This is a genomic window from Leeuwenhoekiella marinoflava DSM 3653, assembly GCF_900129005.1.
GTDB lineage: Bacteria > Bacteroidota > Bacteroidia > Flavobacteriales > Flavobacteriaceae > Leeuwenhoekiella > Leeuwenhoekiella marinoflava.
This window is the reverse complement of record NZ_FQUN01000007.1, coordinates 271,752-289,580: the sequence shown is the minus strand read 5'-3', so window position 1 is coordinate 289,580 and position 17,829 is coordinate 271,752. Positions and strand designations below refer to the sequence as shown.

At 37.7% G+C, this 17,829-nt stretch carries 15 protein-coding genes; 10 read left to right on the top strand and 5 right to left on the bottom strand.

Features of this window, described 5'->3' with window-relative positions; genetic code table 11:
• Positions 1-23 precede the first annotated feature (23 nt).
• The 6 genes from BUB91_RS20635 (at position 24) to BUB91_RS07340 (ending at position 5,615) form a co-directional block, all read left to right on the top strand.
• Positions 24-179 (top strand): helix-turn-helix domain-containing protein, encoded by a 156-nt coding sequence (locus tag BUB91_RS20635; RefSeq protein WP_083557873.1) that lies wholly within the window; start codon positions 24-26, stop codon positions 177-179.
• A gap of 50 nt (positions 180-229) precedes the next feature.
• Positions 230-1,024, top strand: coding sequence for a hypothetical protein (locus BUB91_RS07360; protein ID WP_073098582.1), 795 nt, complete (start codon positions 230-232; stop codon positions 1,022-1,024).
• Positions 1,025-1,028: 4 nt separating this feature from the next.
• Positions 1,029-1,643 (top strand): deoxynucleoside kinase, encoded by a 615-nt coding sequence (locus BUB91_RS07355; protein ID WP_073098581.1) that lies wholly within the window; start codon positions 1,029-1,031, stop codon positions 1,641-1,643.
• Positions 1,644-1,808: 165 nt separating this feature from the next.
• Positions 1,809-3,641, top strand: coding sequence for a peptidase MATCAP family protein (locus BUB91_RS07350; protein ID WP_241652583.1), 1,833 nt, complete (start codon positions 1,809-1,811; stop codon positions 3,639-3,641).
• A 1-nt stretch (position 3,642) separates the two neighbouring features.
• Positions 3,643-4,695: an ATP-grasp domain-containing protein gene (locus BUB91_RS07345; protein WP_073098580.1), complete on the top strand. Its 1,053-nt coding sequence runs from the start codon at positions 3,643-3,645 to the stop codon at positions 4,693-4,695.
• A gap of 11 nt (positions 4,696-4,706) precedes the next feature.
• Complete coding sequence (locus BUB91_RS07340) at positions 4,707-5,615, top strand: M14 family metallopeptidase (protein WP_073098579.1); 909 nt, start codon at positions 4,707-4,709, stop codon at positions 5,613-5,615.
• Positions 5,616-5,667: 52 nt separating this feature from the next.
• Here the strand turns inward: BUB91_RS07340 and BUB91_RS07335 are convergent, their stop codons facing one another.
• The 5 genes from BUB91_RS07335 to BUB91_RS07315 form a co-directional block, all read right to left on the bottom strand.
• Positions 5,668-6,696: an App1 family protein gene (locus BUB91_RS07335; RefSeq protein WP_073098578.1), complete on the bottom strand. Its 1,029-nt coding sequence runs from the start codon at positions 6,694-6,696 to the stop codon at positions 5,668-5,670.
• Positions 6,697-6,872: 176 nt separating this feature from the next.
• Complete coding sequence (locus BUB91_RS07330) at positions 6,873-9,158, bottom strand: sodium-translocating pyrophosphatase (protein ID WP_241652582.1); 2,286 nt, start codon at positions 9,156-9,158, stop codon at positions 6,873-6,875.
• A gap of 136 nt (positions 9,159-9,294) precedes the next feature.
• Entirely contained in the window at positions 9,295-9,822 is a 528-nt protein-coding gene (locus BUB91_RS07325; RefSeq protein WP_073098577.1) for an inorganic diphosphatase, read from the bottom strand.
• Between the two features lie 170 nt (positions 9,823-9,992).
• Entirely contained in the window at positions 9,993-12,485 is a 2,493-nt protein-coding gene (locus BUB91_RS07320; protein ID WP_073098576.1) for a DUF5686 and carboxypeptidase-like regulatory domain-containing protein, read from the bottom strand.
• 169 nt (positions 12,486-12,654) lie between these two features.
• Positions 12,655-13,632 (bottom strand): pyruvate dehydrogenase complex E1 component subunit beta, encoded by a 978-nt coding sequence (locus BUB91_RS07315; RefSeq protein WP_073098575.1) that lies wholly within the window; start codon positions 13,630-13,632, stop codon positions 12,655-12,657.
• A gap of 284 nt (positions 13,633-13,916) precedes the next feature.
• On the opposite strand from BUB91_RS07315, the gene BUB91_RS07305 reads away from it, so the two are divergent.
• From BUB91_RS07305 to BUB91_RS07290, 4 genes are all read left to right on the top strand, one after another.
• Positions 13,917-14,663: an electron transfer flavoprotein subunit beta/FixA family protein gene (locus BUB91_RS07305; protein ID WP_073098573.1), complete on the top strand. Its 747-nt coding sequence runs from the start codon at positions 13,917-13,919 to the stop codon at positions 14,661-14,663.
• Positions 14,664-14,729: 66 nt separating this feature from the next.
• On the top strand, positions 14,730-15,698 hold the full coding sequence (locus BUB91_RS07300) for an electron transfer flavoprotein subunit alpha/FixB family protein (RefSeq protein WP_073098572.1): 969 nt from the start codon (positions 14,730-14,732) through the stop codon (positions 15,696-15,698).
• 85 nt (positions 15,699-15,783) lie between these two features.
• A complete protein-coding gene (locus BUB91_RS07295; RefSeq protein ID WP_073098571.1) occupies positions 15,784-16,407 on the top strand; it encodes a bifunctional nuclease family protein in 624 nt (207 codons plus the stop codon).
• A 5-nt stretch (positions 16,408-16,412) separates the two neighbouring features.
• On the top strand, positions 16,413-17,828 hold the full coding sequence (locus tag BUB91_RS07290; protein WP_073098570.1) for a NupC/NupG family nucleoside CNT transporter: 1,416 nt from the start codon (positions 16,413-16,415) through the stop codon (positions 17,826-17,828).
• Position 17,829 lies beyond the last annotated feature (1 nt).

Below are 17,829 nucleotides of genomic sequence, written 5' to 3'. Positions count from 1 at the left end.
TTGTTGATTTTTAAAATTTCTATATCTCCATTAAAATCTTAAAAAAATTCCGTTTTATCCATCCTTTCTTTAATGATAGTATTAATGTTTTCATCTCAAAACTACGTAAAAAACTCGCAAAAGGTGAAAGTATACAAATCATTAATGTAAGAGGTTCAGGATATAAATTGACACGTTAAGATTATCTATTTAGTCGAACCGCAAAACTTCTTTTTCGTATTTTTCCATTATGCGGTTTCTTCTTTTTTTAATGCTTTTAGTTTCACCAGTGATAAACGCTCAGGATACAACTGCCGTAACCACAACTCCATTAGATACCATTAGCCATCTCAAAGCTGATCAATTTATTGGGGTGGATTCTTACGGAAATTTCTATTACCTAAAAGATCGCGCACTTTATAAAAAGAGCAAGGAGAAAACTATTCAGTTTAGCGATTTAAGATTGGGACAAATAAGTTCTGTAGATCTTTTAAACCCGTTACGCATCACGGTTTTTTATGCTGAAACCAATACTGTGCTTATTCTTGACAATACCTTAAATGAAATTACACGAATCAACTTTAACGAATCTCAATCCTTTAGAAATGTAAGCCACGCCCGCACAGCAAGCGACAGCCGACTTTGGATCTTCAACACCGATTTACAACATCTGGAGCTTTTTGATTATCAAAACAATAAAGTAGACAGTAATTTTACACCACAGCCTGAAATCGCTCTTGCGATGGCGAGCGACTTTAATACCTGCTGGGTTTTAACCGAAGCCTATTTATACCACTACAATCAATATGGGAGTTTGCTTAGCAAGCAAAAAAACGAAGCTATTTCTAACCTCTTTTTATTTGATGAGAAGTTGTTCAGTATGCAGGCCGATAAGCTTTTTATACAGCTTGACAAACATCCCAAATGGCAATTGCTAAAAAACCTTCCGCAAGACAGCAATCAATTTTATTTGAAAGCAGGAAACCTGTATCTTTACCGTCTTGATTCAATCTCAATCTACAAACTAAACCTACCTAAATCTTAATCCCATGCACGTAGCTATTGCAGGCAACATTGGCGCCGGAAAAACCACTCTCACCACTCTTCTTGCAAAACATTACAACTGGCAGCCGCAGTTTGAAGATGTGGTAGACAACCCCTATCTGGATGATTTTTACAACGAGATGGAACGCTGGTCTTTTAACCTGCAGGTATATTTCTTAAACAGTCGTTTTAGACAATTGCTCGAGATTCAGGAAAGCGGGAAAGAAGTCATTCAAGATCGTACAATCTATGAAGATGCACATATTTTTGCGCCTAACCTTCATGCCATGGGTTTGTTGACTAACCGGGATTTTAATAATTACAGTTCGCTTTTTGAATTGATGGAACGTGTTGTACAGGGCCCTGATTTACTCATTTACTTACGCAGCAGCATTCCAAACTTGGTAGCTCAGATTCACAAACGTGGAAGAGAATACGAAAATTCAATCTCTATAGATTATCTAAGTAGATTGAATGAACGCTATGAAGCCTGGATTCACGATTATAACAAAGGAAACTTATTAATCATTGATGTAGACAACATTAATTTTGTAGATAACCCTGAAGATTTAGGTGATATCATTAATAAAATAGATGCTGAGATAAACGGACTATTTTAAACTGAATCTCAAATACTTTTCAGGAAAATTTCACTCAACTTCGCTAAGGCGGTGTTAAAGCAAGCTGCGTTCCTGCCAAACTTCTCTTAAACCTGAGGCTCTCACTACGCAAACGTTTGCCACAGATAGTTCTTTCTGCTAATTTGGTTACTCAAATATTGCAGAATGAAGAGCATATTAAACGAAACCATAGATCTTTTAGCCGATTTAGAACCCGGAAAACGCACGATGAGCGATTTGCCTTATAGCGGTTTTCTCGTGCTTGAGCATGATGTCCCTGCATTACTTATTTACCGTAAAAAACCTAATGATAAAGCTACGCTCCGTCTCGCCAGAACAGGAGCTTCGTATCTCATTATAGGTGACTCTCATTTCGAATATTTCAGAGATTTTATCAAAAAACTTACAGCTAAAATGGCTGAGCGATTTGGCTCGTTTATTTTAGTTGAATTGTATCGCGGTGAACCAAACAGCACAAGCTTTATCATTAAAGGCCCGACTAATAAACTACCGGCTTCCTTAGAAACTCTTTCTGAAGAACTTTCGGCAATAGACAGCAGAAGGTACAAAGTAAAATTGGATGCTAAAATAAGTCACACTAAAGACAGACAGAAACCCGGTGATGAGTCGTTGATAGACCTTGACGAGGTCAAAAGCGCTGGAGGAACATTGTTAGGGCTAGAGCTTCCACCAGTGTATGGCAACAAATCTGGGAAGGTGTATCCGCTTTATTTTAGAATGTTTAGAGACAGATTCGCTAAAGCGATTCAGAAAACAATCTATGAGTTTATTAGAGTACAAACCACATCAAATATTCATAGTTATCACACACTGGGACGCAGACGTATTCACAAAGAAGTTTTAAAAATAGACCGCCAGATTACCGAGATTCAATCGCGCTATGAATTTTTATGGTTAGTTGCTCCGGTAAATATTCAGGCGCTGCGTAAAAAGTTTTTTGAAACCAAATTTGAAGAAATTGACTCGTATCATTATCGCTTGCTTCCGGTAGATCCCGATTTGCTCAAACGCGAATTGTACAACTTAAGAATTGATGAGATTGATGATCCTTCGCTATCCCATTTATACAATGAAAAGCGCGAAGAGTTAGACAAAGAGCTTACGATGCTTAAAGAACGAGGTTCTAAAAATTTCTTTTATAGCAGTATTCGCCTATATCAAGGTGTGCCACGCAATGTTTTAGCCGAAGCAAAACTCATTCTAGAAACCATTCCTGAAAATCACGAGGAAATTATAGAAAAAACAATTGATGCACATCAGTTTCAAAAAATGGCGCAAGCTGAATTTGATTTCTTTAAGGAACAAGCTCCGCATTATGAAGGTACGGTTCACATAAGAAATGATGTCAATATCATTATGGTTTCTAATGGCGAATTGTATTTACCGGAAGATTATAAAATGACCACCGATGAAGCTCAGGCCTTAATTCAGCACGAGATAGGCACACACGCACTCACCCATTTTAACGGAAGTCAGCAGACCTTGAGTCAGCTTTCTGCCGGCTTTGCTGATTATGACGCTACGCAAGAAGGTATTGCTGTACTTTCTGAATTTTTAGGAGGTGGCCTTACCGGGAACCGGCTCCGCATTTTAGCCGGGCGTGTCGTTGCAGGAGAAGATTTGATGAATGGCGCAGACTTCAAATCGGTTTTTCATCATTTATATACTGATTATGGTTTTACAAAACAACGTGCATTTAATATCACCTCCAGAATGTTTCAGGGAGGTGGTTTTTTAAAAGATATTATCTACCTAAAAGGTCTCGTAGAACTTCGGGATTACTTAGGCAAAGGCGGAGATTTAAAGCCGCTACTGGCTGGGAAATTCGCATTGAAACACGTTGATATTATTAATGATTTAACGCAACGAGAATTGCTTAATCCGCCAAAAATTATCCCTCGTTATTTTAAAAACGAAGATTTTTCAACCAAACTAAATGCCTTTAAAGAAGGTATCACACTATCTAAAATGATCTAAAATGAAAATATGTTTTGTTATAAGTGATGTAGCGACCGAGCCGGTAGGCACATCTGTAGTTTTAATGCGAAAGGCCCATCAACGCGGCCACGATGTTTATGTGATGAATGTGGGCGGCTTTAATTTTTATCAGGGAGCTCCCATCAAGCTTACTTCTAAATTGATTCCGAAGGATTTAAAATATAAAACATCACAAGAATTCTGGGAACAGGTTCAGGATGAAGAATTAGAGTGGAAACTCCAAGATTCCTCTAAAATTGATGTGGTTTTCTTACGAAATAATCCCACCGAAGAAACCGATTCCAGACATTGGGCGGAGCACTCCGGCATCTCGTTTGGACGTATGCTGCAAGAACAAGGTGTGATTGTGCTTAACGATGCTGATGCGATGTCTAACGCATTTATAGACAAGCTTTATTTTGAAGAATTACCATCTTCCATTAAACCCAAAAGTTTAATCACGCGAGATAAAGATGAACTCCTAAAATTTTGGAAAAAATGCGGTAAAAAGATTGTCTTAAAACCCCTTGAAGGTTCTGGCGGACAAAACGTATATCTTATTGATGAAGAGAAGAAAAACTTCAACCAAATCATCACCAGCCTAACCGAATTGGGTTATGTGATTGCTCAAGAATTTCTACCGGAAGTTAGCAAAGGAGACGTGCGCATCATTTTGGTAAACGGTCGTATTCTTGAGGAAAACGGGGAGCTGGCAGTCATTCGCCGTGTAAATAGTGATAAAGCAGAGTTTAGAAGTAACCTTTCGCTAGGAGCAAAAGCAAAACCCGCAAAACTCACCAAAGCGATGGAACACATCGTAGAAGTAACCGCACCAAAACTCATCAAAGATGGTTTTTTCTTTGTAGGTCTTGATGTTGTTGATGATAAACTTATTGAAATTAATGTACTGAGTCCGGGTGGCTTGGATTACTGCGAAGCAATAGGATTACCGGAGTTTACAGATCCTGTTATTGAAGCTATTGAGCGTAAGGTGGAATACAAAAAGTATTATGGGCACAGCTTTTCTAATAAAGAGTTGGCTTCTATGCATTAAAAAGTCTAGTTATGAACACATCAAAAACCACATATCAACGCGTGTTGGGAGAATATACCACACACAAAACCGGCCCCTTATTATTTATAAGTGCCGGGATTCACGGAAATGAGCCTAGCGGTTTACAAGCTTTAGAAAAAGTACTCGCTGTTTTAGCCGAAAACAAGCCCGAAATACGCGGCAGACTTGTTGCGGTTTCCGGAAATCGCGAGGCATTAGAAAACAACGTAAGATTTATAGATGAAGATCTAAATCGTATCTGGACGAAAGAAAACATTAAGAATAAAGTCACAGATACGCACGAGAAGCAAGAGATGTTTTGCATCATTGAGGTACTCAAAAAATATCCGGAGAGTCAGTACGAGAAGCGTTATTTTTTAGATTGCCATACCACTTCATCTGCAAGTAAGCCTTATATATCTGTGCAAGATGTTAATGATAACGACAACTGGGCGCATCAATTTCCTCCCTATATCATTAGAGGATTTTCTGATATAGTTTACGGGTGTATTGATCATTATCTAAGTCGCATAGGTGTAACCGGTTTTGTTTTTGAAGGTGGTCAGCACGAAAGTCCTGATGCTATTAAACATCATGAAGGGATGATCTGGCTAGCCTTATCTAAGGCTTGTAATCTAGATCTAAACGAATTAAAAACATATCCTGAAGCAGCCGCTTATATGGAGGATATGAAAGACGATCAAAAAACTTTTGAGATAGAACACCGTCACGAAATCAAAGACGGAGATACTTTTAAAATGGAACCCGGTTATGAGAATTTTCAGTCTATTAAAAAAGGAGAATTCTTAGCGGTTCATAATGGTGAGAAAATCAAAAGTATTTGGGATGCATATATATTTATGCCACTTTATCAAGCGCAAGGAAACGACGGCTTTTTTGTAGTTCGGGAGGTAGAATGAATGAATCATAGACAAGCCTAAGAATATTTCAATCTTGATTACCGAATTACTATTACTGTATTAAACCCAGTTCACGAGCGTGATCTTCTGCCATCGCGCTCTCTTTGACTAATAGTGCCGGAGTAATCTCAAAACGTTCTAATAGTCCGCGTACGCGAAAAACTCGTTTCTCGTGATTAACACTACGCAAGTAAATAGCTTTTATTTGCTCAGGAAACTCCTCTGCTATTTCAATATAAATATCTGCATCATGCTCGCCGCTATCCCCAATGAGCACAAACTGCATATCAAGATATGTACTTAAGATATTACGTATTTCTTGCTGCTTATGTGGCTTTTCAGGTTTTTGGGTACGATCAAAAGGCGTTCTAAAATCACGTAATAATATCGCTCCTTTTGGAAAATTATTATTTTTGATAAATGCCTGAAGGTAATGGTATAAATTCCACGGACTATTACTTACATAGAACATTGGGTTTGAAGCTTCACCTGACTTACCTAAATGCAATTTATTGTAAAAAGAAGCAGCACCTTTAAAAGGTGTTCTGTTACCTACATCTTTAAAGAGCGTATTAAAGATTACCCGCCATTTTAATAGTGAGGTAACCCCTGTTCTTAGAATGGTATCATCTATATCGCTAATAACTCCGTATTCTGCTTTTTTTGAAGGAATAAGCATTTGCCCAGAAAAACGGTTATCATTCTGAATAAGACGTTTTTGATTCTCATCATCATAGCCCAACTCAAGTTGTAACCAACCTTGATCATTGGTTAATTTGCGTAAGCCTTCTACAGCTTGGTCTACCTTAAAATAGCCATCTGAGTCTGTTTCTGTGTAAAAAACACGGTCATCCGGTAACCGAATTTTTAATTTTGCATTAGGCAATTCATCACTACGGAATTGCTTATAAGCATTTTTAAAAGCATTTGCGACTCCTGTTTTATCAAAATTAACGCCTTCATCTTCTAAAGCCCTACCCAATAAATACAAATGATTATCTGTACCATAGGTCTGATAGCCATGTATTTGCAAGGGGTCTTGTGGGTGAAATCGCAATTTCTGTAAAACATCTTTCAGCATATCTTAAATTAGAAAATCCCGATTGAGAAATCGGGATTTTTATGGTAAAGTTGTCTTAAGAATACGTTATTATTTTTGCTGAATTTCTACCTCTTTCACTAGTATTTTCCCGCCATCAGTGTTTGATTTACTTTTATAAGTTTGTAGTTTTTCATCAACTTTAGATTTTGTACCTGTCAATCTTTTTCAGTAACCTGAACCTTCCCATCTACGGTTTTTGTTTCTGTAATTAAGGCACTCATAAGCTCACCAGATTCCTTTTCAATTTTCACCTCAACTTGCATCTCTTGCGAATCTGCTGCCATTCCTTCGGAATGCTCTCCTAAAATCGGAGCGATGACCAATCCTACTAAACACGTAAGTTTTATAAGAATATTCATTGAAGGTCCTGAGGTATCTTTAAACGGATCACCCACTGTATCTCCAGTAACTGCCGCCTTATGCGCATCACTTCCTTTATATTCCATTTTCCCCTCAATTTCTACTCCGGCTTCAAAAGATTTTTTAGCATTATCCCAAGCTCCTCCTGCATTGTTCTGAAAGATCGCCCACATCACACCAGACACACAAACTCCAGCCATATAGCCCCCTAAAGGTTCGGCTCCAAAAATTAAGCCCATTAGAACTGGTGTTATTATGGTAATTAATCCGGGAAGAATCATTTCGCGTAATGCAGCCTTTGTTGAAATTTCAACACATTTTCCATATTCCGGTTTTCCGGTTCCTTCTAGAATACCCGGAATTTCTCTAAACTGACGGCGCACTTCCTGCACCATTTGCATTGCAGCTTTACCCACAGACTGCATAGCCAATGCCGAAAATACAACCGGAATCATTCCACCTACAAAAAGCGCTGCAAGCACATCGGCTTTAAAGATATTAATCCCATCAATACCTGTAAAGGTCACATAAGCGGCGAAAAGCGCCAGAGCTGTTAAGGCCGCTGAAGCAATCGCAAAACCTTTACCAACGGCTGCAGTGGTATTTCCCACAGAATCTAAAATATCAGTGCGTTCCCGCACGTGATCGTCAAGTTCACTCATCTCTGCAACACCACCAGCATTGTCTGCAATAGGACCAAAAGCATCAATGGCCAGCTGCATTGCTGTAGTTGCCATCATCGCCGAAGCTGCAAGAGCCACACCGTAAAAACCTGCCAGTTCATACGAACCGTATATTGCTGCTGCAAACAATAAAACAGAAAGAAACGTTGATTTCATCCCCACCGCAAGACCGGCAATAATATTAGTTGCGGCACCCGTTGAAGAGTTTTTTACAATATCTAAAACAGGGCCTTTACCTAAGCTCGTATAATGCGCTGTAACTACCGAAATCAATGCACCAACAGCGAGACCAATACACGCAGACCAAAATACATTCATAGAAGGAATATCTTTATAGCCTTCACCAAAAAACTGCATAGACATCACCTCAGGTAACATCCAGTCAATCAAGAAATAACTTGCGATTAAAGTCAGGATAATTGCAACCCAATTCCCCATATCTAGTGCACGTTGCACTTGGGATTCTTTAGCATCATTATTTTTAATACTCACCAAAAAGGTTCCTATAATAGATGCTAAAATCCCAACACCGGCAATCACTATAGGAAGCAAAATAGGCCCCATATTGTTAAAGACATCAGTAAACTGACTTCCCTGAGACATATCTTGAATGAGGTAATTACCCAAAACCATTGCCGCTAAAACCGTTGCCACATAACTACCAAAAAGATCTGCTCCCATCCCGGCAACATCCCCTACGTTATCACCCACATTATCTGCAATAGTTGCCGGATTACGCGGATCATCTTCCGGAATCCCGGCTTCTACTTTACCTACAAGGTCAGCACCTACATCTGCAGCCTTTGTATAAATACCTCCTCCTACACGAGCAAAAAGTGCAATAGATTCTGCTCCCAGAGAGAAGCCTGCGAGCGTTTCTAAAATCACAGTCATCTCGCTATAAAAATTTCCACCTTCCGTTAGAAAACTTCCCATCAGGAAAAGAAAAATCAAGCTCAATCCTAGAACAGCGAGACCAGCAACACCCAATCCCATTACTGTACCACCACCAAAACTTACTTTTAAAGCCTGCGGCAAACTCGTTTTTGCAGCTTCGGCAGTACGTGCATTAGCATCTGTAGCGATACGCATACCTATATTTCCTGCGAGTGCTGAAAAGAATGCACCAATTATAAAAGCAGGTACAATTAACCAACTTGTCGTAGCTACAACGTTTGAGATGATAAATAAAAGAATAGATGCTATGACGACAAAAATAAGCAACAGCCTATATTCTGCTGCTAAAAAAGCAAGAGCTCCTTCTTTGATACTTTTAGAAATATCCTGCATTTTATCGTTTCCTGCTGCTTGCTTTTTTACCCAGACCATCTTGAAGAACATAAATAGTAAGCCTAATACAGCCAATGCAATTGGCACATAAATAATATTTGATTTCATAAAAAGAGAATTAATTAAGTAGTACTAATGTAATGAAATTGAGATTAATATGATTTCCTTCTCAAATTACAGAAAATAATTCATAAAAAAGACCGCTGTTTAGCAGTCTTTAATTTTATAAGAATGTATTGAAAACTTAATCGATACTTACTTCTTCTTTTGGTATGTCGCTATCTGTATAACGATCTATGCATTGCTTGATGATTTCTTTAGCTTCTACTACATCACCAAAACCCCCAACATCAACTTTTTTCTTTTCAAGATCTTTATAAACCTGGAAGAAATGCCCAATCTCTTTAATTAAATGCGGATTCAAATCACTTAAATCTTCTAGTCGGCTCGCATTAGGGTCGCTTACCGGAACACAAATAATTTTTTCGTCAGGCCCTTTTTCATCAGTCATATGAAAAACTCCAATAGGTTTAACTTCCATCACACAACCTGGAAAAGTAGGTTCTGTAACCAAAACTAAAACATCAAGAGGATCACCGTCTAATGCTAAAGTTTCTGGAATGAAACCATAGTCTGCTGGATACATCATAGAAGAGAAAATCATACGATCGTATCGTATTTTTTTTAACTTAAAATCATATTCATATTTATTACGGCTTCCTTTTGGTATTTCGATCAGAACATCAAAAGTTGAAATACTATCTGCTGTCATATTTATTTTGGCTTTAATTTTCGATTGTTTATTAACCTAAATAGGGTGGCAAAAATAGTCTAAAAGTCAAGCTACTACAAGAAAAACCCTGAAAAGAAAACAACTAGCTTACTTTATAACGTTTTCGCTTATGCAACTTAAAAATATTCAGAAAACTGACTTCTAGCACTTTAGAATGAGAACTCTAAGGCTCCGGTAATACCAAATTTACGTGCATCTGGAGTATCTAAGTAATTTCCTCTAAAATTAAAGTCGATACGAAGCACTTTTAAAATATTACCAATACCCACACTATACTCATAATACGGTTTGTTATTAGGTGCGATATAATCAATATTCGTAGCATTTATGAGTTGGTTTTCATCTGAGATTGAACCCCAGGCTCCTCTAAAACCAATAATTTCTCGCAGGTTTAATTTTTTCAAAAATGGTATACGACCAAAAATACGACCACCGAAATTATGCTCTAAATGTAAAGTCGCATATGTGTCTGTTATGAACTCATAATAATTTAATTGCGGAAACGTACCGTAAATAGAAAACAAGTTCTGGTTACCGGGAACAACGCTCAAAAGCCCTAAAGGCACTTCACCAAAGGTTTTACCGGCTTCTATGGTAGAACTGAAAGTACCCAAACCTCCCATACGCCAAGGTTGGCGGTAAGACATTTGTAACTTTTCATAATCAAAATCACTGTCTAAAAGTCCCTCTACACCTTTGGTATAGCCAAAATAAATCGTCGGAAACCATTCATTAGTTACCGTGCGTTCTACCCCATAACCAGAAGTACGTTTGCCCGGCTCATAGATCGCACTCAATACAAACTCGGCCTGCTTAACTTCAGACTTGATTTCGCTTTGCGTAAAATCTGTATAATAATCTAAATTAAATGTTGGCGAAGCAGACTTGAGTGTACGATATGACATATCAGAACGCACTACAAGATTCTTTAAAAATTCAGCTTCTATGGCAAAATTGGCTAACTTAATACTGGTAAGCTGGTCATTATTCCCAACAGTAACTAAAGAAGAAGAGGCCAGATTACGCCCCAGTACATCTGTAGAAGTAGTTAAACTCGCTGCAATTTGCTCTACATCCTGACGGTAACCTCCAGAGAGTATTAGACGAGCTTTGTGGTCTAATAAAACCTTACCAGAAAGACCGAATTTAAATTTCTTATCCTTAAAACCATAGGCACCAAAACCTTCTATACGCCAAGGATCATTTTGATCAAAATAGGTACGTGCACCACCCCGAATTCGCAAGCCTTCTACATCATTAAAACCGAATGCAGAAAATACCGGTCCTATATCAAGATTGGCATCGTCCCACTCATAATACCCACTCACCAGAACCGAACCTACATCATAAAACCGCTGAAATTTCGGCACTTTTTTAAGTGAATCAAGCATTATATAAACACCTTTTTCATCTTTGCTCAAAGGCTCTAAACGTTTATCTTCCCAGAACGCATCAGGCTTTGTATAAACGTCTTCTTCATAACGTGTAACGCGCTCGTCATAAAAACTTTCATCTAAAGGTTTATCAAACTTATAATTATCGTATAAGGTCGTACGTTTACCGTAAACACCACGACTCCCTTCTTTTTTTCGTAAAGAGAAATCTGAAAGAAAATAATCACGGGTAATTAGGAACAAAGAGTCATTAAGCACATCAAATTCTTGCTCGATGTAAATCTCCTTAACCCAATTTATATTGGCACTTTTATTAACCTGAAGGTTGATATCTTTAATTGCCCAAGTCGTATCGTTAACCCAAAAATCTCCTTTAAACGTCAATTCATTAGAGCGTCTTGGATAGTAAATGATATTATAACACCATTTATTTTCTATATAAGCACTGTCTGACAAGACATAATTATACGTATCAATCCCTGTTGTAGACAACGGACTCACAAAACTTTTATCGAAAAATTTCAGGTAGTTATCATAGACGTTAAAATCATTATACAATTCCTGAATAAACGCAATCAAAGTTTGATTTGTACTGAAACCACTGTTGCGGTTTCCTTCTAGTTCTTCTTTTTCCTTACCTAAAATATTATCGCCAAAGACCTGACTGCTGCGTTCATTTATAAATATAGGCAAGTAAGTTTTACCGGTGATTCGGGAAGTATCCATCTGATCAAAGATGAATTCCATTTTATTGAAAATCTTACTATTTATTAAAGCACTGTCTATTGTATTCAGGTCAAATTCTACCTTCTCATACTTATCGTATTGATACTGATCTACCAGACTCAACCCATTAGAACGCTTGTTTGCCCATATTTTTCTCAAAATATCAATCGCAGGATTATTTTTTTTAGGTTGTTTACCAGTATATATGACAACTTCATTTAAGCTTTCGGTCTCTTCTTGTAACGTGATTTCCAGATTGTAATTGACTTTCTGCGGAAGACTAACTTCTTTAGCCTGAAAGCCCACAAAAGTCACTTTAAGACCATCATAAGTATTATCTGACTGTAAATAGAACCTTCCATCCTCATTAGTAATCGTTCCTTCTGTAGAACCTGCAAAAACCACATTTGCAAAAGGCACAGGATTACCGCTTTCATCAAACACCAACCCTCCTGCTTTAGTTTGAGCCTGAGTCAAAAGGGGTAAAAGAAAAAGTAAAAAAGGTACAAAAAGTTGCTTCATATAATAGTTGAGCTGATGAATGTATTGAACTCAGATTAACCTGAAATAGTATTGCTATCTAAGACTTTTTAACCTGCCAAGTTCTGTTGGTCGCAAAAAGAAACTTTTATTAACAAAAAAAGCTTCATTAACCATAGGTTAATGAAGCTTCAAAGATAGTAGTATCTGATTATCTGTAAAGTACTTTTTTAACAGCTTTAACAACGTCATTGCTATTAGGTATCCACTCTTTCAAAAGAACTGGTGAATATGGTGCTGGCGTATCTGCCGTGTTTATTTTTACAATAGGTGCATCTAAAAAGTCAAATGCTTTTTCCTGAACCTGATACGTTATTTCTGTAGAAACGTTTCCAAAAGGCCAAGCTTCTTCAAGAATAATCAAACGGTTTGTTTTCTTAACAGACGCTATCACAGCATCAATATCAAGTGGTCTTACAGTACGTAAATCTATAATCTCACAAGAAATACCGTCTTTTTCTAATTCGTCAGCAGCTGTGTAAGCTTCTTTTATAATCTTACCAAAAGAAACAATAGTTACATCTGTACCTTCGCGCTTAATATCTGCTACTCCAATAGGAATAAGATATTCACCTTCTGGCACTTCACCTTTATCACCATACATCTGCTCACTTTCCATAAAAATAACCGGATCATCATCACGTATAGCAGACTTTAATAAACCTTTCGCATCAGCAGGATTAGAAGGTACAATTACCTTAAGACCCGGTGTATTAGCAAACCAGCTCTCAAAAGCCTGAGAGTGTGTTGCACCTAACTGACCAGCAGAAGCTGTAGGGCCCCTGAATACGATAGGACAGTTAAACTGCCCCCCAGACATCTGACGTATTTTTGCCGCGTTGTTTATAATTTGATCAATTCCCACAAGTGAGAAGTTGAAAGTCATATATTCTACAATAGGGCGGTTACCATTCATCGCGCTACCAATTGCGATACCGGCAAACCCAAGTTCTGAGATCGGAGTGTCTATAACACGGTCTGCACCAAACTCATCTAACATACCTTTAGATGCTTTGTATGCACCGTTATATTCTGCTACCTCTTCACCCATAAGATAAATGGCCTCATCCCGGCGCATTTCTTCACTCATGGCCTCACAAATGGCTTCCCTAAATTGTATTGTTTTCATAAATAAAAATGGATGTAAGAATACTATTAATCAAAATCTATATTTTGCGAACTTATGCTACGCAATCTCTCAAAAAAACCTTAAAAATCAAGCTATTTTTTTTGATTTTTGTATCCCGCATAGTGAGTAAAATCACCAATTTTGCAGGGACAGCAAAAATAGGAATTAAATCTTCCCAAAAGAATCGGTTTTAACTAAATTTTGTTATGCACGCATAGCAAATTTCCAAATTTAATGCTTATTTTCGTAACGAAAACGAAATAGCTACACGTAAAAATTTATATATGAAAATATTAGTATGCATCAGTCACGTACCTGATACGACTTCAAAAATCAATTTTACAGATAATGACACCAAGTTTGATACTAACGGTGTTCAGTTTGTAATTAATCCTAATGATGAGTTTGGCCTTACCCGCGCAATGTGGTTTAAGGAAAAACAAGGCGCAACTGTAGATATTATTAATGTAGGTGGTCCAGAAACTGAACCTACTTTGCGCAAAGCCTTAGCTATAGGTGCAGATTCTGCAATACGAATCAATACCGAAGCTTTAGACGGTTTTCAAGTTGCAAAAGAATTGAGCGCTGTTGCTAAGGAAGGAAACTACGACCTTATTATTGCCGGCCGTGAATCTATTGATTATAATGGAGGTATGGTACCGGGAATGCTTGCTAATTTGATAGGTGCTAGTTTTGTAAATACCTGCATTAGTCTTGAAGTTGAAGGAGAAACGGCAACGGCTATCCGCGAAATAGATGGAGGTAAAGAAACTGTTACCGCTAAACTTCCTTTAGTAATAGGTGGTCAAAAAGGTTTGGTTGAAGAAAGCGATCTGAGAATTCCTAATATGAGAGGTATTATGATGGCGCGTAAAAAGCCATTAGACGTAAAAGAACCTCAAGGTGCAGATACTGAAACTAAAGCTGTTTCTTTTGAAAAACCAGCACCTAAAGGTGAAGTGAAATTGGTTTCACCAGACAACTTAGATGAGTTAATAGACTTACTACATAACGAGGCTAAAGTTATTTAATAAGTAGCATCAAATTTTTATTTATGAATCCTATTTCTGTTTAGACAGAAATTAAAAATATAAAATATGTCAGTTTTAGTATTTACAGAATCAGAAGAAGGAAAGTTTAAAAAGACGGCTTATGAAGTGGTAAGCTACGCTCGTGGCATTGCAGATATGATGAACACCACTGTAACAGCTCTTACAATTAATGCTGACGAAACGTCTTCGTTAGGCACTTATGGTGCAGATAAAGTCGTTCATTTAAAGAATGACAAACTTGCTAAGTTTACTGCCAATGCATATGCCAGCGCACTAACTCAAGCTGCTCAAAAAGAAGGATCAAAAGTAATTGTATTGAGCAGTAGTGCCAATGCAAAATACCTTGCTCCTATCTTAGCTGTAGATCTTAATGCAGGTTATGCATCTAATGTTGTTGCCCTTCCTGAAAGCGAATCTCCGTTTACCGTTAAGCGCACTGCGTTTACCAATAAGGCATTCAATCACACCGAAATCAAAACCGATGTAAAAATCATTGGACTTTCTAAAAATAGTTTTGGCCTTAAAGAAGCTCAGAAAGAGGCTTCTGAAGAAAGTTTTGAACCAAGCCTAGATGACGTTCATTTCAATATTGATGTTCAGTCAGTTGATAAAGTAAAAGATAAAGTCACCATCGCAGATGCAGAAATCGTAGTTAGTGGTGGTCGCGGACTCAAAGGTCCTGAAAATTGGGGTATGATTGAAGAGATGGCAGATATTTTAGGCGCAGCAACAGCCTGTTCAAAACCAGTCTCTGACATGGGATGGAGACCACATAGCGAACACGTAGGGCAAACCGGAAAACCGGTTGCTTCTAACTTATATATCGCAATAGGTATTTCTGGAGCGATACAACACCTTGCAGGAATCAACGCTTCAAAAACAAAAGTTGTTATCAATACAGATCCGGAAGCTCCGTTTTTTAAAGCCGCAGATTACGGTATTATAGGCGATGCTTTTGAGGTTGTACCTAAGTTAAATGAAAAATTAAAAGAGTTTAAAGCAAGTAACTCTTAAATTTAGTATTTTCGACCGCTCAAAGGGCTGTTTAAATTTGGATATTTGTCCTCTTTTAAACAGCCTTTTTATATTTTTACAGCTTATGAGTTTAGTGCGTTTGAATATTAAGGGTATATCGTACAGCCAGACACAGAATGGTGCATACGCTTTAATACTAAGTGAAGTAGAAGGGGATCGCAAATTACCTATTGTTATAGGTGCTTTTGAAGCGCAATCTATTGCCATTGCTCTTGAGAAAGAAATAAAACCTCCTCGCCCACTTACCCACGACCTTTTTAAGAATTTTGCCGATCGTTTTGACATTCTTATCAAACAGGTTATTATACATAAATTAGTAGATGGTGTTTTCTACAGCAGCATTATCTGCGAAAGAGATAATATCGAAGAAATCATAGATGCACGAACTAGCGATGCTATTTCATTGGCATTGCGATTTGATGCTCCCATCTTTACTTATAAAAACATACTTGACAAAGCCGGTATTTACCTAAAAGGCTCTGATCAAGATAAAATGACTGAAGACGAAGAGGAAGATGATATTCTTGTAGACCAACTTATAGTTGAAGAGGAAGAACAAAATTCTGGATCTACAGATTATAAAAAACTATCACTTAGCGAACTCAATTCTCTTTTAGAACAAGCTGTTGCTGCTGAAGATTATGAAGCAGCAGCAAAAATTCGTGATGAAATTTCTAAACGCAATTAATATAGATGCGAAAACTACTCCTTTTCCTATTCATTTCTACAATCACCACAGTTTCCTCATTTGCTCAAAGCGTTCAGGAAGTATTACCCGTTAATGAAGCAAAAAAACTCATCCCTAACGCAGGTTTTTCTTTTGACAGTTTATGGAGGGGTATATTGGGAATGACCTGTTTGTTACTTATTGCTTATTTATTCAGCAATAACAGAAAAGCAATAAACTGGAAAACAATAGGAGTTGGTCTTGGCGCTCAGCTATTATTAGCTATTGGGGTATTAAAAGTTTCTTTTGTTCAAAAAGCTTTTGAATTTGTAGGAAAAATATTTGTCAAGATTCTAGATTTTACTGCAGCAGGTAGCGAATTTCTTCTCGGCGGAATGATGGATACCGAAAGTTACGGCTTCATATTCATATTCCAAGTATTACCTACGATAATATTTTTCTCTGCATTAACTTCAGTCTTATTCTATTTAGGAGTAGTTCAGATTGTTGTAAAAGGTATGGCTTGGGTACTTACAAAACTACTAGGTATTTCTGGTGCAGAAAGCTTATCTGTAGCCGGTAATATATTTTTAGGCCAAACCGAAGCTCCATTGATGATTAAAGCATATCTGGAGCGTATGACGCGCTCAGAAATTTTATTAGTTATGATTGGAGGTATGGCCACTGTAGCAGGCGGAGTTCTTGCGGCTTACATAGGCTTTTTAGGTGGCGATGATGCTGATTTAAGATTAGAATTTGCAAGACATTTACTTGCTGCTTCAGTAATGGCAGCTCCTGGTGCCATAGTGATTTCTAAACTCTTGTATCCTCAACAGGAAAAAATAGATCCTCGAGTTGAGGTTTCAGCAGATAAAATAGGCTCTAACATATTAGATGCTATTGCCACAGGTACAACAGAAGGGCTAAAGCTTGCTGCAAACGTAGGTGCCATGCTTTTAGTTTTTGTCGCCTTTATAGCAATGATAAATTATGGCTTCGGAAAGATAGGAGAAGTAACCTCTCTAAATGATTTTCTAGCTGCAAATACACCATACAGCAGTTTCTCTCTAGAATCTCTTTTAGGAACCATCTTTGCCCCACTAATGTGGCTTATAGGCGTCGCTTATGAAGACGTCATGCTTATGGGACAACTACTAGGTATTAAGCTAGCTGCAAGTGAATTTGTTGGGTACATTCAATTAGCAGAATTAAAAAATCCTGTAAATGCGCTGAGCTTTACTTATGAGAAATCGGTAATTATGGCTACCTATCTATTGTGCGGTTTTGCCAATTTCGCTTCTATAGGTATACAAATAGGCGGTATTGGATCTTTAGCTCCAGGACAACGAAAAACGCTTTCAGAATTTGGCCTTAAAGCTGTTTTAGGAGGTACATTAGCTTCCTTACTCTCTGCAACTATAGCGGGTATGATTATAGGTTAAA